This is a genomic window from Streptomyces sparsogenes, from assembly GCF_001704635.1.
Taxonomy (GTDB): domain Bacteria; phylum Actinomycetota; class Actinomycetes; order Streptomycetales; family Streptomycetaceae; genus Streptomyces; species Streptomyces sparsogenes.
Map to the genome: position 1 here is coordinate 1 of NZ_MAXF01000059.1, position 23,685 is coordinate 23,685.

Consider the following 23,685-nt stretch of genomic DNA (forward strand, 5'->3'; position numbering starts at 1 on the left):
TACGCGAGCAACCAGCTCGTCGGCGAGGCGCCGGAAGGTGGGGGAGTCGGTGCGCCGGTCGCGCAGCGTGGTGAGTTTGTGCGCCACCAGCGGGTGGTCGACGACATGGATCCGCATGGCATCGACAGTAACCGAGCCCCGGGACGCCCACGCCGCCCGGCCGCCCTTCCGGGCCGTGTCAGCGGTATGCCGTCACGCGGGCATCAAACCCCCGATTGGGGGAAACGTTCCAGAAACGGCCGAGCAGGCCCGGGCCGCCGCCCCGGGCGAGACCTCGTCCCGAGGGGTGTGGCCCATGGCTGACCGAAACCGGCTCCCCGGCGAGACGGCCGAAAGGACACCCGTTCACGAGCCCGCGGAGGAGACCGTGGAGGACATCGACAGGGACCGCCGCCGCCGTCGCGCCCAGTTCCTGCGCGACCTGACCGAGGCGCGTGAGCTGCGCGATCGGGTGCGTCCACGGGCGGCGCGGGCGGCCCGGATGCGGCAGGTGCTGCGCATGCGGACGTTCCGCTGGTGAGGTGTTGGGGCGGGTTTCGAAACCGTCCGTTTCGGTCCGCGTGAGTTACATCTCTTTGGACTGGTGCACGACGCAGCGCGGAAGACCTCTCGCGAAGCGATGGTTTCTGCCACGATTCCGATTGGGGCGGGGCACTGTCCCGCCCGCCCCGGCACGCCTATGACCAGTGGGAGAGTCACGGTGTACTTCGCCGCATTGCTCGCGCGCACCGCAGAAGGGTGGGAAGCGAGCGACACAGAGCTCGATGACGTGGAGACCCTGACAGATCTGATCGAACTGGCCCGTGAGGCCTCGGACGACGACACGGTGCTGGCCTTCGTCGAGCACGAGGACGCGTGGTTCGGCATCGTCCGCGTGGACGGCGAGGAGGATCCGCACATCTACGTATCGGACGCCGCCGCGGCCGCCCGCACCTCGTACGGCCAGATGCTCACCGACGAGCTGCTCGGCCGGGGCCCCGACGAGGACCTGGACAGCCTCGTCGACCTGGACGGCACCGAGGACGGTGAGCCCGACGCGAGCGACGACGAGGACGCCGACCCGGACGCGCCGGTCCCCGCGGGCCCGCTCGGCGACGCCGACATCCTCGCCGACCTCGGCATGGACGAGAAGGAGCTGAAGGCCCTGGACGGGGACGCGCTGGAATCCATCGCCGACATGCTGGGCTGCAGCATGGAGGGGCTGGAAGCGGTGCGCTGACCGCCGTCGGCCCAGGGGGTGTCTCCCCGGTCTCTGCGGGCCCGCGACGCCTGGCACGCACGCTCGCTGCGTTGTCGGGCCCGCCCAAGTAGGCCCACTACGAGGGCGACCCTCCGCCTTGCGATCGCACGCACCAGACGCCGCGGGCTGATCCACAGAGACCGGGGAGACACCCCCTAGTCCGCGCCGTCGCCCACACTGGTGCCATGACCGATCCGCTGTCCGGCCTCGTCTCCGGTCCCGCCCCCGACCCCCTCCGCGACCCGTGGCGCGCCCCGATGCGCCTTGCGCTGGAGGAGGCGGCGCGGGCGCCGGAGACGGGCGACGTGCCGGTCGGCGCCGTCGTGCTGGGCCCCGACGGCTCCCCCCTCGGCCACGGCCGCAACGAGCGCGAGGCCCACGGCGACCCCACCGCCCACGCCGAGATCCTCGCGCTCCGCGAAGCCGCCCGCCGCCTCGGCGGCTGGCGGCTGACCGGCTGCACGCTCGTGGTCACCCTCGAGCCGTGCACCATGTGCGCCGGCGCGATCGTGCTGTCCCGTCTGGACCGGGTGGTCTACGGCGCCGTCGACGACAAGGCCGGCGCCGTCGGCTCCCTGTGGGACGTGGTCCGCGACCGCCGCCTCAACCACCGCCCCGAGGTCGTCCCCGGCGTCCTCGCCGACCAGTGCGCCGCCCTCCTCACCACCTTCTTCCGCGCCCCCCGCTCGTAACCGATTTCGGAGCACGGCCACCCGTCCGCTAAGCTCTCTCTCGGTAGCGTGTCCGAGCGGCCTAAGGAGCACGCCTCGAAAGCGTGTGAGGGGGCAACTCCTCCGTGGGTTCAAATCCCACCGCTACCGCTCCGAAACCGTGGGGCCCGGCTCAAGAGAGCCGGGCCCCACGCGTGTTCCCGCCCCACGTGTGCTCCCGCTTCGCCGGGCCGCGGGTCGGGGGAGTGGGGAGTTACGCCGCCGGCCAGTCGTCCGGGCCGCCGCCGTGCCACTCGATCAGGCGGGGGTTGTCCAGGGAGGCGTCGTCCTCCCCCAGCACGCCGGCGCGGCGCAGGACGCCGCGCAGTTCTTCGGCGGTGACGACGACGCCGACGTCCTCGCCGTCGATCATCACGCGGCGGCGCCCGTCGAGCGGTTCGTCCACCACCACGCGGGGCCGGTCCTCGGTCTTGTCCTCCATACGACCAGCCTCGCCATGACCGCCGCCGCCCGCACCTCGGGCCTGTCGGCCGGGTGGCCGGGCGGGGCGGGAATCAGCCGGATGGAGCAGGGGCGGGGGTCACTCGGGCCCGCTGCTGAAGAGTTCGGCCGAGCGGTGGACCTGGGCCAGGCGGCGGAGCCCGGCGAGGAGCGCGTCGCCGAGGATGTTGCCGAGGACCACGGCCTCGGCCATGCCGTCGACATCGGGGCGGCGGCGGACGAGGTCCAGGTCGGTCGCGGCGATGGCGTCGGCGGCGTGGGCGTAGTCGTCGAGCCGGTCGACGAAGTCGTGCAGGCCCAGTTGGCGCAGGGCGCCCACGACCTCGGCGGCCGCGGCGACGGCGGGGCTGTCCGCGGAGACCTTCCAGCCCTGGCGGTGGACGAGGTCGAGGACCTCGGCCGTCGCGTCCTCGCGGGCCTCGTCGTCGCAGTAGGCGGCGGTGCGGATGACGGTCTGCTGGGCGGCGCCGAGGAGTTTGTGGGTGCCGGTGTCGGGGCTGTCGAGCGCGGCGATGACGTCGCGGGCCACGGCGACGGACAGGCCGCCGACGTCCAGCAGGGCCCGGATCAGCCGCAGTCTGCGCAGGTGGCGGTCGTCGTAGTGGGCCTGGTTGCGGCTGGTGCGCTCGCCGGGCGGCAGCAGTCCCTCCCGCATGTAGTACTTGATCGTCGGCGTGGGTACGCCGCTGAGGCTGCTGAGCTCCCCGACGCGCATCGATGACCCTCCGGGCTCCTAGGACTCCACTTGCGTTCTCCCGTCCCCATGATAGATAGTCCCGCTATCGGAAGTGAAACTATCCACTATCTATTCAAGGGGTGGGTCCATGCTGTCCTCGTTGGGGCGGCTCACCGCACGGCGTCGCTGGTGGGTCGTGGTCGCGGCGGTACTGCTGGCCGCATGGGGCGGGGTCTGGGGGACGGGCACCTTCGGGACGCTGACCGGCGGCGCCGGGTTCGACGACCCGCACAGCGAGTCGGTGCGAGCCGACCGGGTGCTCGCCGGGCCGCTGGGCCGCCAGTCGGCCGATCTGGTGGTGCTCTACAGCAGCGAGCGGCACACCGTGGACGACCCGGCCTTCGCCGGCCCGGTCCGCAAGGCCCTGGACCGCATACCGCGCGAGGGCATCGCGCGCCTGGAGACGTACTGGACTGTGCGGAAGGACGACGCGGGCCGGGCCCGGGAGTTCGTCTCCCGCGACCACCACGCCACCTACGCCACCGTCCAGTTCGCCGCCGACGGCGACCAGGACCAGGTCGCGGCGCTCGGTGAGATCAAGGACCGGTTCGCGGTGCCCGCCGGCTCCGGCGTCACCGTGCGGTTCGGCGGCACCGCGGCCATGACCGAGCAGGTCAACGCCCGCACCGGGGCCGACATCGGACGCGCCGAGGCGCTGTCCCTGCCGACCCTGATGGTGCTGCTGCTGATCGTCTTCGGAAGCGTCGTCGCGGCCTCGCTCCCGCTGGCCGTGGGTGTCCTGGTGGCGCTCGGCTCGCTGGTGGTGCTGCGCACCGTGTCCCTGTTCACGGACCTGTCCAGCTCAGTGATCAACGTGATCACCATCCTGGGCCTGGGGCTCGCGATCGACTACGCGCTCTTCATGGTCGGCCGGTTCCGCGAGGAGCTGGCCGCCGGAGCCGATGTGGACCGGGCGGTCGAGCGCACCACCGCCACCGCCGGGCGCACCGTGGCCTTCTCCGGCCTGGCCGTGGCCATCTCCTTCACCGGCCTCACCCTCTTCCCTTCCCGCTTCCTCAGCTCGATGGGGTACGCGGCGGTCGCAGTCGTGATCTTCGCCGTCATCGGTTCGCTGACGCTGCTGCCCGCCCTGCTGCGCTTCGCCGGCCACCGCCTCGACGCCGGACGGCTGCCCTTCCCGCGCCGGCCGCGCCGCCCGGCGCGTACGGCGGGGGCGCACGAGCCGGGCGGCGAGGCGCGGGGGCGCTGGTACCGGCTGGCCCGCGCGGTGATGCGCCGCCCGCTGCTCACCACCGCCGTCCTCACCATCTCCCTGCTGGGGCTCGCCGGACCGGCGCTCGGCGTCAACTGGGCGCGCCCCGCGGACTGGGTGCTGCCCGCCGACGCCGACGCGCGCCAGGTCACCCGGCAGTTGCACGACCGCTTCGACCACGACCCCACCAAGGTCGTCACGGCCGTCGTCGACCTGCGGGGCGGCGCCACGGACGGCTCGGCGCGGCTGGCCGGCTACGCCGAGCGGCTCGGCGCCGTCGAGGGCGTCGAGGACGCCGCCGTCACCGCCACCCGCGGCGACCTGGCCCGGATCACCCTGCGCTACACCCCCGACCCGATGTCCCGTGAGGCGCGCGCCATGGTGGAGGAGCTGCGCGCCCAGGCCCCGCCGCCGGGGGCCGAGGCGCGGTTCACCGGCATGCCCGCCTCCCGGGTCGACATCGTCGACATGATCGGCGAGCGGGCCCTGTGGATGGGGCTGTTCGTGGCCGTCGTCTCGGCCGTGGTGCTGTTCCTGGCGTTCCGCTCCCTGGCCGTCCCCCTCATCACGGTGGCCATGAGCGCCCTGTCGCTGCTCGCCGCCTTCGGGGTGATCACCCTGATCTTCCAGTACGGGGTGGGAGCCGGGGCGCTCGGCTTCGAGGCGATCGGCGCCGTGGACGCGAACTTCCCCGTCCTCATCGTCGCCATCGCCTTCGGACTGGCCATGGACTACCAGGTCTTCCTGCTCTCCCGGGTCCGCGAGCGCTACCTGGCCACCGGTGACCCGGCCGAGGCCACGGCCACCGCCCTGCAGCGCACCGCCGGGACCATCACCAGCGCCGGGCTGCTGCTCGCGGTGGTGGTCGGCGGGTTCGCGTTCTCGTCCGTCACCTTCCTGAAGATGATCGGGATCGGTCTCGTCCTGGCCATCGCCCTCGACGTGCTGGTGGTACGGGCCCTGATGCTGCCCGCCGTGCTCGGCCTGCTGGGCCACCGCGCCTGGGGCCGGAGGGAGAAGCGGCGGTGAACGCTCCGGTCCCGGCGGGTCAGCCCGCGCGGCCCTTGTCGAAGTCCAGTTCGAGCATCCGGATCGCGTTGCCCCGCAGGAGCTTGTAGACGGTCTCCGGCGGCAGCCCGGCCATGTGCTCGGCCGCGACCCGCTTGGTGTGCGGCCAGGTCGAGTCGACGTGCGGGTAGTCGGTCTCGAAGGTGGCGTTGTCCACGCCGACGGTGTCCAGCGAGGCGACGCCGTGTTTGTCGCGGAAGAAGCAGCAGAAGATCTGCCGGTAGTAGTACGAGGAGGGCGGCTCCGGGACCAGGTCGCGCACCCCGCCCCAGGCCCGGTGCTCCTCCCAGACGTCGTCCGCGCGCTCCAGGGCGTACGGGATCCAGCCCATCTGGCCCTCGGCGTAGGCGAGCTTCAGCCGTGGGAACCGCACCAGGACGCCGCTGAACAGGAAGTCCATCATCGACGCCATGGCGTTGTTGAAGCTCAGGGCCGCCTGGACGGCCGGCGGGGCGTCCGGGGAGGCGGCGGGCATCTGGGAGGAGGACCCGATGTGCATGCACACCACCGTGCCCGTCGCCTCGCACTCGGCGAAGAACGGGTCCCAGTAGCCGCTGTGGATGCTCGGCAGCCCCAGATACGTCGGGATCTCGCTGAACGTCACGGCGCGCACGCCCCGCGCCGCGTTCCGCCGGATCTCCTGGACCGCCAGCTCCACGTCCCACAGCGGGATCAGGCACAGCGGGATCAACCGGCCGCCGCTGTCCCCGCACCACTCCTCCACCATCCAGTCGTTGTACGCCCGGACGCAGGCCAGGCCGACCTCCTTGTCGGCGGCCTCGGCGAAGGTCTGGCCGCAGAAGCGCGGGAAGGTCGGGAAGCACAGCGAGGCCTCGACGTGGTTCATCTCCATGTCCGCGAGCCGGGCCCGGGGGTCCCAGCAGCCGCGCCGCATCTGGTCGCGGGTGATGCCTTCGAGGGTCATCTCGTCGCGTGAGAAGCCGACGGCCGCGATGATCCGCTTGTACGGGAAGAGAAGCCCCTCGTACTCCCACCAGTCGGTGGGCGGGCCGTCCGGGTCGGTGGTGATCCGGTACTTGCCGCCGACATAGGCCAGCTCGCCGATGCCGGCGGTCAGGGGCTTCGGGCCGCGGTCTCGGTACTTGGCGGGCAGCCAGGTCTCGAAGAGGTGAGCGGGCTCGATCACGTGGTCGTCCACGCTGATGACCATGGGCAGCTCGGTCGCGCCGTTCGTCTCGCCAGTCATGCCGTCCTCTTCCCCGGCGTCCGGCAGTGGGACCGGAACACCGCACCCTGATCTGACGCTCCGTCAGATGGAGGGTAGGGAGTCGGGCGTCAACCAGCAAGAGAAACCGGGCGCACGGAACGCGAACCGGCCGGTGCGGCGCGCGCCTCCGTCGCGCCCCTCCATGCGGATATCCGCCCCGTCCCTAGACTGAATGGGGCGGTATCGGGCGTCTCGCACGGCGGCCCGTCCGCGGCCCGGCGTAGCGGCGAGGCCGGGGAGAAGCGCCGGAGAGGCGACGGAAGGAGTCCACGATGAGCGGCCCTGTGGTGGCCGGAGTCGACGGTTCCGAGCGCAGTCTGGCGGCGGCGGACTGGGCCGCGCGGGAAGCGCTGGACCGGGCGGTTCCGCTGCTGCTGTTGCACGCCTCCCCGCCCCTTCCGCCCCGGATCTCCCCGGTTCCGGGCGCGGACGCCTGGGAGAACGTGGGCGAGCAGATGATCCGGCAGACCGCGACGGACCTCGCCGGCCGCCATCCGGGCCTGGAGGTGACCGGCGAGCACGTCTCCGCGCCCGCGGACGAGGCCCTGCTCACGGCGGCGCGGAGCGCCGGGCTCATGGTCGTGGGGACTCGCGGCTGGGGCGGCTTCGACGGGCTGGCGGTCGGCTCCGTGGCGCTGCGGGTGGCGACCGCCGCCGACTGCCCCGTGGTGACGGTCCCCGGCCGGCGCGCCGGGGAGGCCGCGGGACCGGAGGGGGCCGCGGAGGAAGCCCCGGGCGCGGAGGAAGCCGGAGGGGTCGAGGAAACAGGCGAGGTCGGGGTCGCGGACGAGACCGGGGTGGAGGCCGGGGAGGTCGTGGCCGCCCTCGACGCCCACGGCCGCGTCGCGGAGACCGCCGACTTCGCCTTCCGCGCCGCGCTGGCGCGCGAGGCCCGGCTGCGGGTGGTGCACGCGTGGGCCCTGCCCGCGGCCGCCCCCTCCGCCTGGATGATCGGCGTCCTCGAGGAGGACCGCGCCATGTGGGAGGACCAGGAGGGCCAGGCGGTGTCCGACGCGCTGCGCCCCTGGCGTACGAGATATCCGCAGGTCGACGTCCTGCCCGATGTCGTTCTGCTCAACCCGGCGCAGGCGCTGGTCAGATCCTCGGCGGGGGCGCTGCTGCTGGTCGTGGGCCGCCGTACGGCCGAGCGGGTCGCCGAGCGGCATCTGGGGCCGGTCGCCCACGCCGTACTGCACCACGCCCGCTGCCCGGTCGCGGTGGTGCCGCACCCTCAGCCGAAGAAGACGCCGAACTCCGCGTAGAGGGCCGGGTCGACGCCCTTGGTCCCGCCTGTCACCTCGGACAGCGGCACCCGCACCACGTCCGCGCCGCGCAGCGCCACCATCGTGCCGAAGTCCCGCTCGTAGACCGCGTCGACCGCGCGCAGCCCGAAGCGCGTCGCCAGCCAGCGGTCGAAGGCGCTCGGCGTGCCGCCGCGCTGGATGTGGCCGAGCACCGTGGTGCGGGCCTCCTTGCCGGTGCGGTCGGCGATCTCCCGCGCCAGCCACTCGCCGATGCCGGACAGCCGCACATGGCCGAACTCGTCCAGCGAGGAGTCCTTCACCACCATCTGCCCCGCCTTGGGGACCGCGCCCTCGGCCACCACGACGATCGGGGCGTACCGGATCTTGAAGCGGTCCCGTACCCACTCGCACACCTGGTCCAGGTCGAAGGGCTGCTCGGGGATGAGGATGACGTTGGCGCCGCCCGCGATGCCCGAGTGGAGGGCGATCCAGCCCGCGTGGCGGCCCATGACCTCGACGACCAGCGTCCGGGTGTGCGACTCGGCGGTGGTGTGGAGGCGGTCGATGGCCTCGGTCGCGATGTTTACCGCGGTGTCGAAGCCAAAGGTGTAGTCGGTGCCCGTGACGTCGTTGTCGATGGTCTTGGGCACCCCGACCACGCCGATGCCCTCGTCCGCCAGCGCGGCGGCGACGCCGAGCGTGTCCTCGCCGCCGATCGCGATGAGCGCGTCCACCTCGTACGCCGCCAGCGTCTCCCGCACCCGGGCCACCCCGTCCTCGCTCTTGAGCGGATTGGTCCGGGAGGAGCCCAGGATGGTCCCGCCGCGCGGGAGGATGCCGCGTACGGCGGGGATGTCCAGCGGCACGATCGCGCCCTCCAGCGCGCCCCGCCAGCCGTCCCGCACGCCGACGAACTCGAACCCGCACTCCTGTACGCCCTTGCGCACGATCGCCCGGATCGCCGCGTTGAGGCCCGGGCAGTCGCCCCCGCCGGTCAGCACACCGACACGCATCTGAGCCCCCTTCCAGCCCCTCCGAGCGGCGCGGTGCCCGCCCGATCGTTCCCTCCTCATCCAGAATCCACCCATATGAGCCTGTATGCCCACCTTGCTCTACCGTGCCATGGCGTCCCCTCCGGGGCGCCCGCGCGAGACCCCCGCGCAAGGCGCCCACACAAGAGGGGAGGACCGGTGGAGACACGAGTTGATTCGTAGGACTGATGAGACCACTGCGCCAAACGTGTGGATAGACTCACGCGACTGCACAGGGGACCGCAGGGGAGGCAGCACGAGATGGCACAGGCGAGGAAAGTCGCGCTCTACATGCTGATCGTCTTCGTGCTGTACACCATCATCAACAGCCCCGCGCGCGCGGCCGACCTGGTGCAGGTGGGCTTCGAGGGGATATCGGACGCCGCCAAGAGCGTCGGCGAGTTCATGACCGAGCTGATCAACTGACGTAGGCGCCGACGCGGGCCGGCCTCGGCCGACCCCCCATCCGCCGCCGCGCGAGCACTCGACCGAGCGAACCGGCCGCACCGGCCATCCGGCCCACAGACCCCCTCGGATCCCGGCCCGCCCCGCCCGGGCTCGTTCCCTGTCCGCGCACGCTCCGGCGCACGCCCCCACCCCCACGCCACCCCTCGAACACGTGGCAATGGCGCCACCAACACGTAGTAATGCGGTGCTTGCACACAGTGCACATGTCTTGTGATGCTATGACCGCTTTGCCGGGTGAGTACATCGTGAAGGGGTGGCGTGACCGTGTCGGCCCGAACCGCGCCCAGAACCCCGCCCCAGGGCGACGGCGGCAGCGACAGCGGCAGAAGCCGCGGAGCGGACGCCAGGGCGCTCACCCAGGTGCTCTTCGCCGAGCTCTCCGGCCTGACCCCCGGCACGCCCGAACACACGCGCGTCCGGGACGCGCTGATCGAGGCCAACCTGCCGCTCGTGCGCTACGCCGCGGCCCGCTTCCGCAGCCGTAACGAGCCGATGGAGGACGTGGTCCAGGTCGGCACGATCGGGCTGATCAACGCGATCGACCGGTTCGACCCGGAGCGCGGGGTGCAGTTCCCGACCTTCGCCATGCCGACCGTGGTCGGCGAGATCAAGCGCTACTTCCGCGACAACGTCCGCACCGTCCATGTGCCGCGCCGGCTGCACGAGCTGTGGGTGCAGGTCAACGGCGCGACCGAGGACCTGACGGTGCTGCACGGCCGGTCCCCCACGACGGCCGAGATCGCCGAACGGCTCGGGCTCGGCGAGGACGAGGTGCTGGCCTGCATCGAGGCGGGGCGCTCGTACCACGCCACCTCGCTGGAGGCCGCCCAGGAGGGCGACGGGCTGCCGGGCCTCGTGGACCGGCTCGGCTACGAGGATCCGGCGCTCGCCGGAGTCGAGCACCGCGATCTGGTGCGGCATCTGCTCGTCCAACTGCCGGAGCGGGAACAGCGCATCCTTTTGCTTCGTTACTACAGCAATCTGACCCAATCTCAGATCAGTGCCGAGCTGGGCGTCTCCCAGATGCATGTCTCCCGGCTGCTGTCCCGCAGCTTTGCCAGGCTCAGATCCGCAAACCGGATCGAGTCCTAACCGGGACGAGGGACCCCTCCCCCACTCCTTCCGGGCGGTAATGTCGACATGGCGCTACAGCGTGTTGCCGACATGTGACATTCTGCAGGAACCGCGTTTGCCGCGGCCCTACCTCCGGTATTCAGGGGGAGGCTGCGTTCGACGCGACGAGCGCAGCTGGGATCCGTCCGCGACCCAAAGGGGGTGGCATGTCCGTAGAACTGGGCAGCTCGAAGGTGCTCACCAACGACGCACCGCACGTGCTCGACGACTGCGACGCCATCGACACCCGCACCCTCTCCCGCTCCCTGTTCCTGCGGCTCGCCGCCCTCGAGCGGGACAGCGCGGAGCGCACCTACGTACGTGACACCCTCATCGAGCTGAACCTCCCCCTCGTGCGCTACGCGGCGGCCCGCTTCCGCAGCCGTAACGAACCGATGGAGGACATCGTCCAGGTGGGGACGATCGGCCTGATCAAGGCGATCGACCGGTTCGACTGCGAGCGGGGCGTGGAGTTCCCGACCTTCGCCATGCCGACCGTCGTGGGCGAGATCAAGCGCTTCTTCCGCGACACCAGCTGGTCGGTACGGGTGCCGCGGCGGTTGCAGGAGCTGCGCCTGGCCCTCACCAAGACCAGCGACGAGCTGTCCCAGAAGCTCGACCGCTCCCCCACGGTCACCGAGCTGGCAGGCGCCCTCGGCGTCTCCGAGGAGGACGTGGTCGACGGACTGGCGGTGGGCAACGCCTACACCGCCTCCTCCCTCGACTCCCCCTCCCCCGAGGACGACGGCGGCGAGGGCTCGCTGGCGGACCGGCTCGGCTATGAGGACAGCGCCCTGGAGGGCGTGGAGTACCGCGAGTCGCTCAAGCCGCTGCTGGCCAAACTGCCGCCGCGCGAGCGCCAGATCATCATGCTTCGCTTCTTCGCCAATATGACGCAGTCGCAAATCGGCGAAGAGGTCGGCATCTCACAGATGCATGTCTCACGGCTGCTGACGCGGACTCTGGCACAGCTGCGGGAAGGGCTCATCGCCGACTGACACGGCGTCATCGGGCCGGTGCGCGACCCTGTACACCTGACGGGGCGTCAGCGACACTGGCCCGATGCGACGCCCGATGCGATACGCGTGGAGCCGGACAACGGGCCGCCGGGGCAAGGTGATCGCCTCCTCGGCGGCCGCGCTGTGCCTGGGCGCGCTGCTCAGCGGCTGCGCCGGCGGCGACGACGGATATCTCGCGGCCGAAGCGGCCGGGCCGGACGGGGCGCGCGCCACGTCCGCGCCGTCGAAGGGCGGCGTGGAGATGGTGCCGCTCGACGGCGACGGCGACCGCGACGGCGCGGGGAAGGGCACCGGGGACGGGAAGCGGCGGCCGTCCGGGGCGGGGACCGCCACGGGGTCGGGCGCGCCGGACGCCTCGTACGGGCCGGACGGGCCCGCCTCGGCATCGACGCGTGGGCGGTCGCCGGGGCAGTCGCCGCAGGCGCCGTCAGGGCGCGGCGGCACCGACGGCGGCGACGGGACCGGCGCCGGGAGCGGCACCACCCCCGGCGGGGGCGGCTCCGGCGGCACGGGAGACACGGGAAGCCCCGGAGGCTCCGGGGGCCCGGGAGGCACGGGCGGCTCCGGGGACTCAGGAGGCTCGGCGCCCCCTCAGTCCCCGCCCGGCACGCCCTCCACCCCGACCGGCCCCGCCGAGCTCACCCTCGGAGACCTGGTGCGCACGGCGGCCGACGACCGCTGGTGCGAGAAGGTGACCATCGAGTTCCGCAACATCGGCGGCGCCCCCGTGACCACGGGGAAGATCACCTTCGCGACCCACATCATCGACTCCCTCGGCATCGACTGGGCGACGGTCGAGTCGGCGTACGACCTGCCGGTGCCGATCAAGGCGGGCGGCAAGAAGGAGAAGACCTGGGAGGTGTGCGTGGACGCCTGGCGGGTACCGCTGGGAATGCACATCGAGACCCAGGACGCCTCCGTCACAGGGACGAAGTGATAGCGATGAGTGAAGCTTAGGCCTAGGCCAGGGCCAGCCAGGCGACCCCGGCCACCACGGCGATCGCGACGATCACGCCGATGATCACGCCGACCCGGGGGCCGCCGGAAGCGGAGGGAGCGGCCGCCCGCTGCTGCTGCGGCCCGCCTTCGTCGACGAAGGCCCGGAACATCTGAGTGGAGCCGGCCGGGTCGTAGTTGCCCTGGGAGCCTTGGGGGTTGTTCGCCATGGCCCCCGACCCTAGCGAATGAGCGGTGTCCCGCACACCCCAGGCCCCCACCGTCCCACGGGCCCCGCCCACCGGCCCGGACGGGCCGCTTGACCGGCCCCTGAGCCGGCCTTTGCGGGCAATTTACTCAGCGAAGCCCCATTTCATTTGCCTGTAGCAACTAAATTCACTTATGGTTGCCCTAAGCAACCGATAGTTCTGGAGGTGCCATGGCCGCACGGAGTCAGTACGAGGAGCTGGCACGGCAACTGAGCGCCATCGGCACCGTCAAGCGAGGACTGTCGCGTGTCCTCCCCCATGACTGCGCGGCCGGCTCGGCCATCGTCCTGATGCTGCTCCACCGCTATGGCGAGATGCGCATGAGCAAACTGGCCGAGCTGCTGGACATCGACATGTCGGTCACCAGCCGGCATGTCGCGCACGCCGCCGAGCGCGGCTGGATCGACCGGAACCCGGATCCGCAGGACCGGCGGTCCCGGCTGCTGAGCCTCAACGCCAGCGGCGAGAAGCTGCTCAGCGAGGTGTCCGAGCGCTATACGCAGGCGCTCGCCGCCTGTCTGAGCGACTGGTCCGATGACGACGTCGGCCGCCTCAACGAACTACTCGCCCGGCTGCGGACGAGCTTCGGCGACACCAGGTCCCGGGTTCCCCAGCTCCGGGACGAGAGCACCACCCGTACACCCACGCAACGTTAAGGAACTCCATGGCAACGACCACACCGGACGGCGGTGTGCGGGGACCCGCGGGGCACCCCGCCCACGCCAAGCACGGCGGCGGCCACCGCGGTCACCACGGCCACGGCGCCGACCCGGCGGCACCGATGACCCACCGGCAGATCATGGAGGCGCTGTCCGGGCTGCTGCTCGGCATGTTCGTCGCGATCCTCTCCTCGACGATCGTCTCGAACGCCCTCCCGGAGATCATCGCGGACCTCCACGGCGGTCAGTCCGCGTACACCTGGGTGGTCACCGCCGCCCTGCTGTCGATGACCGCCGCCACCCCGCTGTGGGGCAAGCTCTCCGACCTGTTCAGCAAGAAGCTCCTGGTCCAGATATCGCTGATCATCTATGTGGCCGGCTCCGTGGTCGCCGGGCTCTCGCAGAACTCCGGCATGCTGATCGCCTGCCGTGTGGTGCAGGGCATCGGCGTCGGCGGTCTGTCGGCCCTGGCGCAGATCGTCATGGCCGCGATGATCTCCCCGCGTGAGCGCGGCCGCTACAGCGGCTACCTCGGCGCGACCTTCGCGGTGGCGACCGTCGGCGGCCCGCTGCTGGGCGGCGTGATCACCGACACCTCCTGGCTCGGCTGGCGCTGGTGCTTCTACGTCGGCGTGCCGTTCGCGGTCATCGCGCTGATCGTGCTCCAGAAGACCCTGAAGCTCCCGGTCGTCAAGCGGGAGGTCAAGGTCGACTGGTCCGGTGCCTTCTTCATCAGCGCCGCGGTCTCGCTGCTGCTGATCTGGGTCACCTTCGCGGGTGACAAGTACGACTGGCTCTCCTGGCAGACCGGCGCCATGGTCGGCGGCTCGATCCTGCTCGGCCTGGTCTTCCTCCTGATCGAGAACAAGGCGAGCGAGCCGATCATCCCGCTGCGGCTGTTCCGCAACAAGACCATCACCCTCGCGTCGATCGCCTCGCTGTTCGTCGGTGTCGCGATGTTCGCCGGGACCGTCTTCTTCAGCCAGTACTTCCAGCTCGCGCGGGACAAGTCGCCGACGATGTCCGGCGTCATGACCATCCCGATGATCGGCGGCCTGTTCGTCTCCTCGACCGTCTCCGGCCAGGTCATCACCAAGACCGGCCGCTGGAAGGCCTGGCTGGTCAGCGGTGGTGTGCTGGTGACCGCGGGGCTGGGGCTGCTCGGCACCATGCGGTACGACACGCCCTACTGGCACCTGGCGATCTTCATGGCCCTCATGGGCCTCGGCATCGGCATGATGATGCAGAACCTGGTGCTGGCCACCCAGAACCAGGTGGCCCCGCAGGACCTGGGCGCGGCCAGCGCGGTCGTGACCTTCTTCCGCTCCCTGGGCGGTGCGGTCGGCGTCTCGGCGCTGGGCGCGGTGCTCGCCAACCGCGTCACCCACTACGTCAAGGACGGCCTCGCCGAGCTGGGCCCCAAGGGCAAGGCCCTGGGCCACGGGGGCACCGGCGGCGGCGGGATCCCCGACGTGGACAAGCTCCCGGAGCCGTTCCGCACGATCATGGAGAGCGCCTACGGGCACGGCATCGGGGATGTCTTCCTGTACGCCTCGGGGGCCGCGCTGCTGGCCTTCGTCGTCACGCTGTTCATCAAGGAGGTCCCGCTGAAGACCCGGTCCGGCAACCAGAGCGCCGCCTCCTCGGAGGAGGCCGCCGAGGCCCCGGCCGAGCAGGCCCCCGCCATGAGCGCCGCGGGCGGCGCGAGCGCCGTGGAGCAGCTCGAGCCCGCGCTGGTGGGCGCGCCGTCCGCCGATCTGTCCGACGCCACATCGGAGTACGCCCTGGCGGGCGCGGCCGCCCCGCAGCGGCTGGCCGCGTACGCCTCCGCCGGAGGCGACGGCGCCGACCACCGCCCCCGGCAGGGCGTGCACGGCTTCGTACGGAACGCGGACCACACCGCCGTGCCGCGCGCCGCGGTCACGCTGATCTCGCTGAACGGACGGCAGCTGGGCCGCTCGGTGGCCCATGTGGACGGCTCGTACGCGCTGGACGCCCCCGGCTCCGGCACCTACGTCCTGATCGCGGCCGCCGACGGCCACCAGCCGCAGGCGTCCACCGTCGTGGTCGGCGAGGAGCCGCTCGCCTTCGACGTGGTGCTGGCGGCGACCAGCGGCCTGGCGGGCACCGTGCGCGGCGCCGCCGACGGTCAGCCGGTCGAGGCGGCGATGGTCGTGGTCACCGATGTCCGCGGCGAGGTGCTGGCCACCGGCAAGACCGGTGAGCAGGGCGACTTCAGCTTCGACGAGCTGGTCGCCGGGACCTTCACGGTCGCGGTGAACGCCGCCGGCTTCCGGCCCACCGCGCTGCCCGTCGAGGTCGGCGCCCAGGGCCTGACCCGGGTCGAGATCGCGCTGCAGGCCGGCGCCCGGGTACAGGGCGTGGTGCGGGCCGGGGCCGACCGGCGGCCGCTGCCGGACGCGCGGGTCACCCTGGTCGACGCGGCCGGGAACGTAATCGCCACCGCGACCACCGGCGAGGACGGGGCGTACGCCTTCACCGACCTGGACGCGGGCGACTACACGGTCATCGCGAGCGGCTACCCGCCGGTCGCCGGCTCGCTGACGGTGCGGGGGCAGGGCATCGACGGACACGACGTCGAACTCTCCCACCCCGTCGACTGACGGGGCCGGCGGCACCGAAGAACCCCCGGGGCCGGGGCGCGCGGAGCGGAGACGCGCCCCGGTCACGGCCGGGACGGCGCGAAAGCGCCGGGCCCGGAACCCGGATCCCGGCGGCGGTGTATAGCAGGTGGAGAGCCTGCCAGGCAGGGGACGGCCTGACGCCGCCGCCCGGGTCCGGCGTACGACCCTCACACGGACATCACACGACCATCCCTCACACGACCATCCCTCACACGAACGACCATTCCTCACACGGACAGACCACGCGCACAGTGCGCGACACCACAGCCCCGACTGAAGAGACAGCCTCGACGGAAACGGGAGCGGGAGCGAGAGCGAGAGGCGGCATGACGACCACTGGAGCAGGAACGGGCGGGAGCGCGAGCGGGGGCCTGCGCGCCCTGATCCGCACGCGTGACGGCTGGGCGGTGCAGCACGCCGTGGTGACCGTCACCGACATGACGGGCGCTCAGGTGCTGCGCGCCCAGGCCGACGAGGACGGCGCGGTGCGCACGGGCGAGCCGCTGGCGCCCGGGCCGTACACGGTCATCGCGACCGCCGTGGGCTACGCCCCCGCCGCCTCGACCGCGATCGTCACGGCCTCGGGGCGCGCGGACGTCGGCACGGTGGTGCTGGCCCGGCAGGGCGGGGTGGAGCTGCCGCCGCCCGGCGCGTGGACGCTCGACCCGGCGCACTCGACGGTGGCGGCCGTCGCCCAGCACCTGGGCATCTCCAGCGTGCACGGCCGGTTCACGGAGTTCAGCGGGCGCATCGAGATAGCGGAGGACATCGAGAAGTCCGGGGTGGAGGCGGTCATCCAGGCCGCGAGCATCGACACGGGGAACGGGATGCGGGACGACCATCTGAGGTCGGCCGACTTCCTGGACGTGGAGCGCTTCCCGGTCCTGACGTACCGGAGCACCGGGCTGGCCCCGGCCGGCGCGGACCGCTGGACGGTCCATGGCGAGCTGACCCTCCACGGCGTGGTCCGCGAGGTCGACCTGGACCTGACGTATCTGGGCACGGGCCCCGACCCCTGGGGCGGGGTGCGGGCCGCCTTCCGCGCCACGGCGCAACTGCGGCGGGAGGACTTCGCGATGAACTACAACCAGGTGGTCGCGGCGGGCATCGCCGCCATCGGCACGACGCTGCGGGTGGAGCTGGACATACAAGCGATTCAGGGGGGCCAGGCCGTGCAGGGCAAGGAGCTGCCGGGCGCCTGAGCCCGGCGGCACCCCCCAGCCGTTCATCCGTCGCGGAGGGCCTCGATACCGGCGATCGCACAGTCCAGGGCGAAGGTGAAGTCCCGCTCGCGCATCTCCTGGACGGTGCTGCCGCCCCGGGCCTCCATGAGCGCCCGCGACTCGTCGAACTCCGGGCGGCCCTCGATGGTGCCCATCATCTCGGCGAAGAACTCGTCCTGACTGACGCCCGCCGCCCGGCACCGGGCGGCGAAGCGGCCCTCGATGGTGCTGAAGCCGTAGACGAACTGGAAGACGAGGGCCAGCGCGCCCGGCACCTCGGAGGTGGGCAGGCCGCTGTTGTGGAGCACGCGCTGCACGGCGGTGGAGAAGGCCATGGCGTTCGGCCCGATGTTCATGTACTCGCCCGTCAGCGGGGACAGCCAGGGGTGGGCGACCAGCAGCCTGCGGTATTCGGAAGCGATCTGGCGCAGCTGATCGCGCCAGTCCCGCTCCTCGGGCTCCAGGTGCCCCAGGTGCTCATAGCCCTCGACGGGGCCCAGGCTTCCGGCGGGGAGCGACATCTCGCCCATCGCCGCGTCGAGGGCGAGTTCGAGGAGCTGGTCCTTGGTCTCGACGTACCAGTAGACCGACATCGCGGTGACCCCCAGCTCGGCCGCCAGCCGGCGCATCGAGAACCCGGCCAGCCCCTCGGCGTCCAGCAGCCGGACCGTGGCCGCGACGATCTTGACGTGGTCGAGCCCGGCCGGCTGCTGCTCGCCCTTGCGCTTGGAGGCCTTGCGCTCGGAGAGCCAGATGCTGGTCCGCGGACGGCTGACACGGCTGCCTGTTGCCATGGCGCGCTCCCCTTCGTCCCTGCGCCAGGGCCGCGCGGCTGGGGACGCGCGGCCGATGACGTCTTACTACCCGATGCTATGCCGCTGAGATCTCCTGTGAAGATCGTTCGGCACGGCGCAGCAGCACCGCCGTCAGCACGCCGCCCGCGAGCACGGCCGCCGCTCCGACCAGTTGGCTGGTCTGCACACCGGAGGCGAAGGCGTCCGCGACGGTGGCCCGCTCCTCATCGGTGCGCGCGGCGGCGTAGGCGGTCGGGAACGAGCCGGCCCCGGCGGCGGCCGCGGGCAGCAGCGCGCCGAACCGGGAGCCCAGGACCGCGCCGAGGACGGCCACGCCCAGGCCGTTGCCGAACTCGGTGAGCGTGCCGTTGACGCCCGCACCCACCCCGGCCTTCTCCGGCGGGATCGCCGACATGATGGCCGTGGCCATCGCGGGCATGGAGACCGCGATGCCCGCCCCCATCCCGACCAGTCCGAGGAGCATCCCGCCGTATCCGTCGGCGCCGAGCGTCGCGATGAGGGCCAGCCCCAGCGCCAGCAGGCCCATCCCGCAGAAGATGGTGACCGGGGTGCCGAGCTTTTGCAGCAGCCGGGCGCCGACGCCCGTGAGGTTCAGCGCGACGATCACCAGCGCGAGCGGGGCGGTCCGCAGGCCCGCCCCCAGCGCGTCGTATCCGAGCACGAACTGCAGGTGCTGGGTGAGCAGGAAGAGCGAGCCGCCCATGCCGAAGGCGACGAGGATGCCGCCCCCGACGGCCCCCACGAAGCGGCGGTCGCGGAAGAAGTGCATGTCCAGCATCGGGTGGGGGATCCGGCGCTCCCACAGCGCGAAGCCGGTCAGCACCACCACGCCCACGAAGGCCGACAGCAGCACCCGCTGGGACGTCCAGCCGTGCTCGGGCCCCGAGATGATCGCGAAGACGACGCCGGTCATGCCGATCGTGGACAGCAGCGCGCCGAGCAGGTCGGGCCGGTCGCCGGTCGGGTTCTTCGACTCCGGCACCAGCCAGACGACGGCGGCGAGACCGAGCAGCGCCACCGGGAGGTTGATCAGGAAGATCGAGCCCCACCAGAAGTGTTCGAGGAGCGAGCCGCCGATCAGCGGGCCCGCGGCGAAACCGAGCGAGCTGACGGCGCCCCATACGCCGATGGCCTTGGGACGCTCGCCCTCGTCGAAGATCTGGACGACCACGGCCAGGGTGGTGGTCATCAGCAGCGCCCCGCCGATCCCCATGCCCGCGCGTGCGGCGATCAGCTGGCCCGGCCCCTGCGCCAGCGAGGCGAGCAGCGAGCCGATCCCGAACAGGGCGAGCCCCGCGACGAGCATCTTCTTCCGGCCGTAGCGGTCGGCGGCGTTGCCCGCGGTGAGCAGCAGTCCGGACTGGACGAGCGAATAGGCGTTGATCATCCACTGGACGTCGGCCGTGGAGGCGGCCATCTCCTCTGTGAGGGAGGGGATCGCGACGTTGAGGATGGTGTTGTCGAGCAGCACGGTGAGCTGGGCGAGGCAGATGACGCCGAGAATCAGCCAGCGCTGGGGGTGCCCGCCGGACTGGCGCCCGGGCGGGGTGTCGGACGTGGGGTCGGCGAGTTGCGCCGTCATGGGCACTCCTTGCGTGTCTTGTACGGCGTATGGGATACGAGAACTCTCATACACCGTACAGCGACTCCTGTACGTCGTACATGAAATATTGAGCCGGGACGGCGAAAGGGCCGGTGACCGGGGGTTTCCCCGCTCACCGGCCCGCTCGCCGACTGGTTGAGCCGCGCGCTTCGCCGGATCAGGACTTGTTCGAGGCCTTCTGGGTCAGGTCGTAGAGGGTGGTGCCGTCGACCGTGACCTTCTTGAAGTTGGCCTGGATCCACGAGCTGATCCGGGAGGAGGTGCCGTTCCCGCCGCCCGGGCCGCCGCCCATGCCGCCCATGCCGCCCGAGCTGATGAAGTAGTGGATCCTGCCCTGCTTCACGTACTCCTTGAACTGCGCGAGGGTCGGGGACGGGTCACTGCCGTTGAAGCCGCCGATGGCCATCACCGGTTCCTCGGTGTCGAGTTGGTAGCCCGCGGCGTTCTGCGAGCCGATCGCCGCCGCCACCCAGGTGTAGTCCCCGGCGTTCTTCTCCAGCGCGGCCTTGACCTTGGAGCTGACGTCCGGGCCGTCGAGCAGACCACCCATGCCGCCGCCCCGCCGGCCGCCCTCGCCCATACCGCCCGGCAGCATGCCCAGCCGGTTGCCCTGGCCGTTCTGGCCCTGGCCGCCGCCGTTCTGCGGGGACTGGCCGCCGCCCGGGAAGCCGCCGCCGGGAAAGCCGCCGTTCTGGCCGCCCTGCTGACCGCCGCCGGGGGGCATGCCCTGCTGACCGGCAGGACCGCCGTTCTGACCCTGGCCGTTCTGACCGTTCTGGCCCTGCCCGTTGCCGTTGCCGAGGCCCGGCGGGCCGCCGTTGGCACCGTCCCGGAAGCCGGCCCGGAAGCCGCCCGGCCCGCCGCCGGGACCGCCCATGCCGCCCGACACCGCTGGACCGGCGGTGACGATCGAGCCGCGGTGCGGGGTGTCGACCGTGTTCAGCGTGTACGCGAGGGGCCCGGCCAGCGACGCCGCGAGGCCGAGGCCCGCCACGCCCAGCGCCGTCCGCCCGCCCAGCCGCGCCCCGGCCAACAGCCCGGCCGCCGCCGCGAGCCCGCCGATCAGCACGGCCCAGCGCAGCCAGGGGTGCCAGTCGGGCGAGCGGTTCAGCAGCACGTACGACCAGACGGCCGTCACCGCGACCGTGGCGGCGAGCACCATCGAGGCCGCGGCGGTGGTCCGCCGCTCCCACAGCATCGCCGCGCCCATGCCCACGATCGCCGCGATGTAGGGCGCGAGCGCGATGTTGTAGTACTGGTGGAAGATCCCGGACATGAAACTGAAGGTGGCGAAGGTCATCAGCATCGCGCCGCCCCACACCAGGAACGCCGCGCGCCGGGGGTCCGTGCGCTTCGCCCGCCAGGTCAGCCAGAGCCCGGCGAGCAGCAGGATGAAGGCCGCGGGCAGCAGCCAGGCGATCTGACCGCCCATGTCGGAGCCGAAGAGCCGGTCGATGCCGGTCTCGCCCCACCGGCCGCCGCCGTTGCCGCCACCGCCGCCGCCGACGCTGCCGGTCTCGTTGCCGTTGATCCGGCCCAGGCCGTTGTAGCCGAAGGTCAGCTCGAGGAAGCTGTTGTTCTGCGAGCCGCCGATGTACGGGCGCGACGACTTCGGCCACAGCTCGACGATCGCCACCCACCAGCCGCCGGAGACGACCATCGCGAGCCCGGCGAGCAGCAGTTGGCCGATCCGCCTGCCCGGTTTCGCCGGCGCGCACACCGCGTACACCACCGCCAGCGGCGGCAGGATCAGCCACGCCTGCAGCGTCTTGGTCAGGAAGGCGAAGCCGAAGCAGACTCCGGCGAGCACCAGCCACTTGGCGCGGGCGTCCTCCAGCGCGCGCAGCACGCAGTAGACCGCCGCGACCATCAGCAGACACAGCAGCGCGTCGGGGTTGTTGAACCGGAACATCAGCGCCGCGACCGGGGTCACCGCCAGCGTCGCCGCCGCGATGAGACCGGCGGCCGCGCTGAACCGGCGCCGCACCGCCGCGTACAGCAGCCCGACCGTCGCCACGCCCATCAGCGCCTCGGGGACCAGGATCGCCCAGGAGCTCAGGCCGAACAGCCGCACCGACAGGGCCATCGGCCACAGGGCGGCCGGGGGCTTGTCGACGGTGATGGAGTTCCCGGCGTCGGAGGAGCCGAAGAAGAACGCCTTCCAGCTCTCGCCGCCCGCCTGCACCGCGGCCGAGTAGAACTGGTTCGCGTAGCCGGACGCGCCCAGACTCCACAGGTAGAGCACGGTGGTGACGGCCAGCAGCCCCCACAGCGCGGGCCGCGCCCAGCGCGGGTCCTCCGGCCGGCCGCGCCACGCCCCGGCCAGGCGCGAGCCCGCCGGGGCCTCCGGTAGCTCGGGGAGCGAGGCCGGAGGGGGCGGGGGCGGCCCCGCCGCGCGGAAGCCCTGGTCGTACGTCGTCATCGGGTTGTCCTCGGATTGTCGTCGGTCAGGTCAGGGACGGTGGGAGCGCCGATGCCCGCGCTGCCCGCACCGTCCGCACTTCCCGCACCGTCCGCGCTGCCCGCACCGTCCGCGCTGTCCGAGGGGAAGACCCAGGCCCGGAAGAGCAGGAAGCGCAGCACGGTCGCGGCGAGGTTGGCGGCGATCAGGACGGCGAGTTCGGTGCTGTGCGCCGGGGTGCCGGAGGCGGCGGCGTCCAGGGCGGCCAGGGAACCGCTGGTCAGGGCGAGGCCGATGGCGAACACCACCAGCCCCTGGGCCTGGTGGCGCACCGCCCGGTCCCGGCCCCGTACCCCGAAGGTGAGCCTCCGGTTGGCCGCGGTGTTGCCGAGCGCCGACAGCAGCAGGGCCAGCGCGTTGGCCACCTGCGGGCCCGTGCCCAGCCGGAAGAGGGAGTACAGCAGCAGATAGACGAGCGTGCTGAGCGCGCCCACCACGCAGAAGCCGACCAACTGCCGGGCCAGCCCGCCCGGGACCCCGCTCAGCCCCCGGTCGCGCGGGTCGTCGCCGAAGGGGCGGCGCAGCCGATCGAGCGGCAGCGCGCCGGTGGCCAGCGCACGCCCCACCCGCCAGACGCCCTTGAGGTCCTCGGTGGCCGTCCTCACGATGTGGACCGTGGAGTCGGGGTCGTCGACCCAGTCCACCGGCACCTCGTGGATGCGCAGCCCCGCCCGCTCGGCCAGCACCAGCATCTCGGTGTCGAAGAACCACCCGGTGTCCTCGACCAGCGGCAGCAGCCGCTCGGCGACGTCCTTGCGGATCGCCTTGAAGCCGCACTGGGCGTCCGAGAAGCGGGCGGCCAGGCTGCCGCGCAGGATCAGGTTGTACGCGCGGGAGATGAACTCCCGCTTGGGGCCGCGCACCACGCGCGAGCTGCGCGCGAGCCGGGACCCGATCGCCAGGTCCGAGTGGCCTGAGATGAGCGGGGCCACCAGCGGCAGCAGCGCGTTGAGGTCGGTGGACAGATCCACGTCCATGTAGGCCAGCACCGGCGCCCGCGACATCGACCAGACGGTGCGCAGCGCGCGGCCCCGGCCCTTCTGCTCCAGCCGGACCGCCGTGACCTCGTCGATGCCGTCGTCGAGTCGGGCGGAGATCTCCGGGGTGCGGTCCGTGCTCGCGTTGTCCGCGATGGTGATGCGGAAGGGGTACGGGAAGGTGCGGGTCAGGTGGTCGTGCAGCCGCCGCACGCACCGCTCGAGGTCGGCCTCCTCGTTGTACACGGGGACCACGACGTCGAGCACCGGCTGGCTCCGGCCGACCGTCACATGCGCACGGGCGGGCAGGGTCTGCGGGGGCGTCCCGGGTGCCCCGGGTGTCTCGGGCGGTGCCTCGAGAGGTGTGTGAGTTCGCATGGGGACGACATTCGCCAGCGGCGCTGTCATGGCTGTGTGGTCAGCCTGTGGGGTGCCTGTGAGTGGGTGACGGGCTGATGAACAGCGGCTTGGCGTACGGGCGCCTGGTGCGCGGAAGACCAGGGCCCGGAAGACCGGTGAACGGAAGACCGGTGGAAGACCGGTGCGCGGAAGACCGGTGAACGGA

Annotated in this window: 22 protein-coding genes and 1 tRNA gene; 13 read left to right on the plus strand and 10 right to left on the minus strand. The window is 72.1% G+C overall.

Annotated features, from left to right (window positions below; genetic code table 11):
• A partial coding sequence (locus BBH68_RS40675) for a uracil phosphoribosyltransferase (RefSeq protein WP_342673131.1) occupies positions 1-117 on the minus strand: 117 nt, incomplete at its 3' end.
• Positions 118-295: 178 nt separating this feature from the next.
• On the opposite strand from BBH68_RS40675, the gene BBH68_RS12530 reads away from it, so the two are divergent.
• The 4 genes from BBH68_RS12530 (at position 296) to BBH68_RS12545 (ending at position 2,061) form a co-directional block, all read left to right on the plus strand.
• Positions 296-520 (plus strand): hypothetical protein, encoded by a 225-nt coding sequence (locus BBH68_RS12530; protein WP_065961742.1) that lies wholly within the window; start codon positions 296-298, stop codon positions 518-520.
• A gap of 159 nt (positions 521-679) precedes the next feature.
• Complete coding sequence (locus BBH68_RS12535) at positions 680-1,219, plus strand: tRNA adenosine deaminase-associated protein (protein WP_076970933.1); 540 nt, start codon at positions 680-682, stop codon at positions 1,217-1,219.
• 206 nt (positions 1,220-1,425) lie between these two features.
• Positions 1,426-1,932: a tRNA adenosine(34) deaminase TadA gene (gene tadA, locus BBH68_RS12540; RefSeq protein ID WP_065961745.1), complete on the plus strand. Its 507-nt coding sequence runs from the start codon at positions 1,426-1,428 to the stop codon at positions 1,930-1,932.
• A 42-nt stretch (positions 1,933-1,974) separates the two neighbouring features.
• Positions 1,975-2,061 (plus strand) — tRNA-Ser (locus tag BBH68_RS12545).
• A 103-nt stretch (positions 2,062-2,164) separates the two neighbouring features.
• Here BBH68_RS12545 and BBH68_RS12550 read toward each other — a convergent pair.
• Positions 2,165-2,392 (minus strand): hypothetical protein, encoded by a 228-nt coding sequence (locus BBH68_RS12550; protein WP_065961747.1) that lies wholly within the window; start codon positions 2,390-2,392, stop codon positions 2,165-2,167.
• Between the two features lie 99 nt (positions 2,393-2,491).
• Entirely contained in the window at positions 2,492-3,127 is a 636-nt protein-coding gene (locus BBH68_RS12555; RefSeq protein WP_065961748.1) for a MerR family transcriptional regulator, read from the minus strand.
• 109 nt (positions 3,128-3,236) lie between these two features.
• Here BBH68_RS12555 and BBH68_RS12560 point away from each other — a divergent pair, with 109 nt between their 5' ends.
• Complete coding sequence (locus BBH68_RS12560; protein WP_065961750.1) at positions 3,237-5,390, plus strand: MMPL family transporter; 2,154 nt, start codon at positions 3,237-3,239, stop codon at positions 5,388-5,390.
• 19 nt (positions 5,391-5,409) lie between these two features.
• Here the strand turns inward: BBH68_RS12560 and BBH68_RS12565 are convergent, their stop codons facing one another.
• Positions 5,410-6,636: an amidohydrolase family protein gene (locus tag BBH68_RS12565; protein WP_065961753.1), complete on the minus strand. Its 1,227-nt coding sequence runs from the start codon at positions 6,634-6,636 to the stop codon at positions 5,410-5,412.
• 293 nt (positions 6,637-6,929) lie between these two features.
• Between BBH68_RS12565 and BBH68_RS12570 the strand changes: the two genes are divergently transcribed.
• Positions 6,930-7,919 (plus strand): universal stress protein, encoded by a 990-nt coding sequence (locus BBH68_RS12570; RefSeq protein WP_065961755.1) that lies wholly within the window; start codon positions 6,930-6,932, stop codon positions 7,917-7,919.
• Here BBH68_RS12570 and BBH68_RS12575 read toward each other — a convergent pair.
• Positions 7,889-8,914: a 6-phosphofructokinase gene (locus BBH68_RS12575; RefSeq protein ID WP_065961758.1), complete on the minus strand. Its 1,026-nt coding sequence runs from the start codon at positions 8,912-8,914 to the stop codon at positions 7,889-7,891. The two genes, BBH68_RS12570 and BBH68_RS12575, sit on opposite strands and share 31 nt — an antisense overlap.
• Before the next feature lie 279 nt (positions 8,915-9,193).
• Here BBH68_RS12575 and BBH68_RS41935 point away from each other — a divergent pair, with 279 nt between their 5' ends.
• From BBH68_RS41935 to BBH68_RS12590, 4 genes are all read left to right on the plus strand, one after another.
• Positions 9,194-9,358 (plus strand): hypothetical protein, encoded by a 165-nt coding sequence (locus tag BBH68_RS41935; protein ID WP_170066565.1) that lies wholly within the window; start codon positions 9,194-9,196, stop codon positions 9,356-9,358.
• A 300-nt stretch (positions 9,359-9,658) separates the two neighbouring features.
• Positions 9,659-10,492 (plus strand): RNA polymerase sigma factor SigF, encoded by an 834-nt coding sequence (locus tag BBH68_RS12580; protein WP_065961759.1) that lies wholly within the window; start codon positions 9,659-9,661, stop codon positions 10,490-10,492.
• Between the two features lie 188 nt (positions 10,493-10,680).
• Positions 10,681-11,511, plus strand: coding sequence for an RNA polymerase sigma factor SigF (locus BBH68_RS12585; protein WP_065961763.1), 831 nt, complete (start codon positions 10,681-10,683; stop codon positions 11,509-11,511).
• Between the two features lie 64 nt (positions 11,512-11,575).
• On the plus strand, positions 11,576-12,469 hold the full coding sequence (locus BBH68_RS12590) for a hypothetical protein (protein WP_245738031.1): 894 nt from the start codon (positions 11,576-11,578) through the stop codon (positions 12,467-12,469).
• A 22-nt stretch (positions 12,470-12,491) separates the two neighbouring features.
• Here BBH68_RS12590 and BBH68_RS12595 read toward each other — a convergent pair whose 3' ends face one another.
• Positions 12,492-12,698, minus strand: coding sequence for a hypothetical protein (locus BBH68_RS12595; protein ID WP_065961766.1), 207 nt, complete (start codon positions 12,696-12,698; stop codon positions 12,492-12,494).
• Positions 12,699-12,907: 209 nt separating this feature from the next.
• Here BBH68_RS12595 and BBH68_RS12600 point away from each other — a divergent pair, with 209 nt between their 5' ends.
• The 3 genes from BBH68_RS12600 (at position 12,908) to BBH68_RS12610 (ending at position 17,243) form a co-directional block, all read left to right on the plus strand.
• Positions 12,908-13,393 (plus strand): MarR family winged helix-turn-helix transcriptional regulator, encoded by a 486-nt coding sequence (locus BBH68_RS12600; protein ID WP_065961768.1) that lies wholly within the window; start codon positions 12,908-12,910, stop codon positions 13,391-13,393.
• A gap of 125 nt (positions 13,394-13,518) precedes the next feature.
• Entirely contained in the window at positions 13,519-16,020 is a 2,502-nt protein-coding gene (locus tag BBH68_RS12605; RefSeq protein WP_065961780.1) for an MFS transporter, read from the plus strand.
• Positions 16,021-16,367: 347 nt separating this feature from the next.
• Positions 16,368-17,243: a YceI family protein gene (locus BBH68_RS12610; protein WP_065961771.1), complete on the plus strand. Its 876-nt coding sequence runs from the start codon at positions 16,368-16,370 to the stop codon at positions 17,241-17,243.
• A gap of 23 nt (positions 17,244-17,266) precedes the next feature.
• Here BBH68_RS12610 and BBH68_RS12615 read toward each other — a convergent pair whose 3' ends face one another.
• From BBH68_RS12615 to BBH68_RS12630, 4 genes are all read right to left on the minus strand, one after another.
• Positions 17,267-18,058, minus strand: coding sequence for a TetR/AcrR family transcriptional regulator (locus BBH68_RS12615; protein WP_065961772.1), 792 nt, complete (start codon positions 18,056-18,058; stop codon positions 17,267-17,269).
• A 76-nt stretch (positions 18,059-18,134) separates the two neighbouring features.
• The gene (locus BBH68_RS12620) at positions 18,135-19,661 is read right to left on the minus strand and encodes an MFS transporter (RefSeq protein WP_065961773.1); all 1,527 of its coding nucleotides are present in this window, start codon (positions 19,659-19,661) and stop codon (positions 18,135-18,137) included.
• A 178-nt stretch (positions 19,662-19,839) separates the two neighbouring features.
• Positions 19,840-22,104, minus strand: a complete 2,265-nt coding sequence (locus tag BBH68_RS12625; protein ID WP_065961776.1) for an ArnT family glycosyltransferase — start codon at positions 22,102-22,104, stop codon at positions 19,840-19,842.
• Positions 22,101-23,498 (minus strand): bifunctional glycosyltransferase family 2/GtrA family protein, encoded by a 1,398-nt coding sequence (locus BBH68_RS12630; protein WP_245738030.1) that lies wholly within the window; start codon positions 23,496-23,498, stop codon positions 22,101-22,103. The genes BBH68_RS12625 and BBH68_RS12630 overlap by 4 nt, the downstream gene beginning before the upstream one ends.
• Between the last annotated feature and the right edge of the window lie 187 nt (positions 23,499-23,685).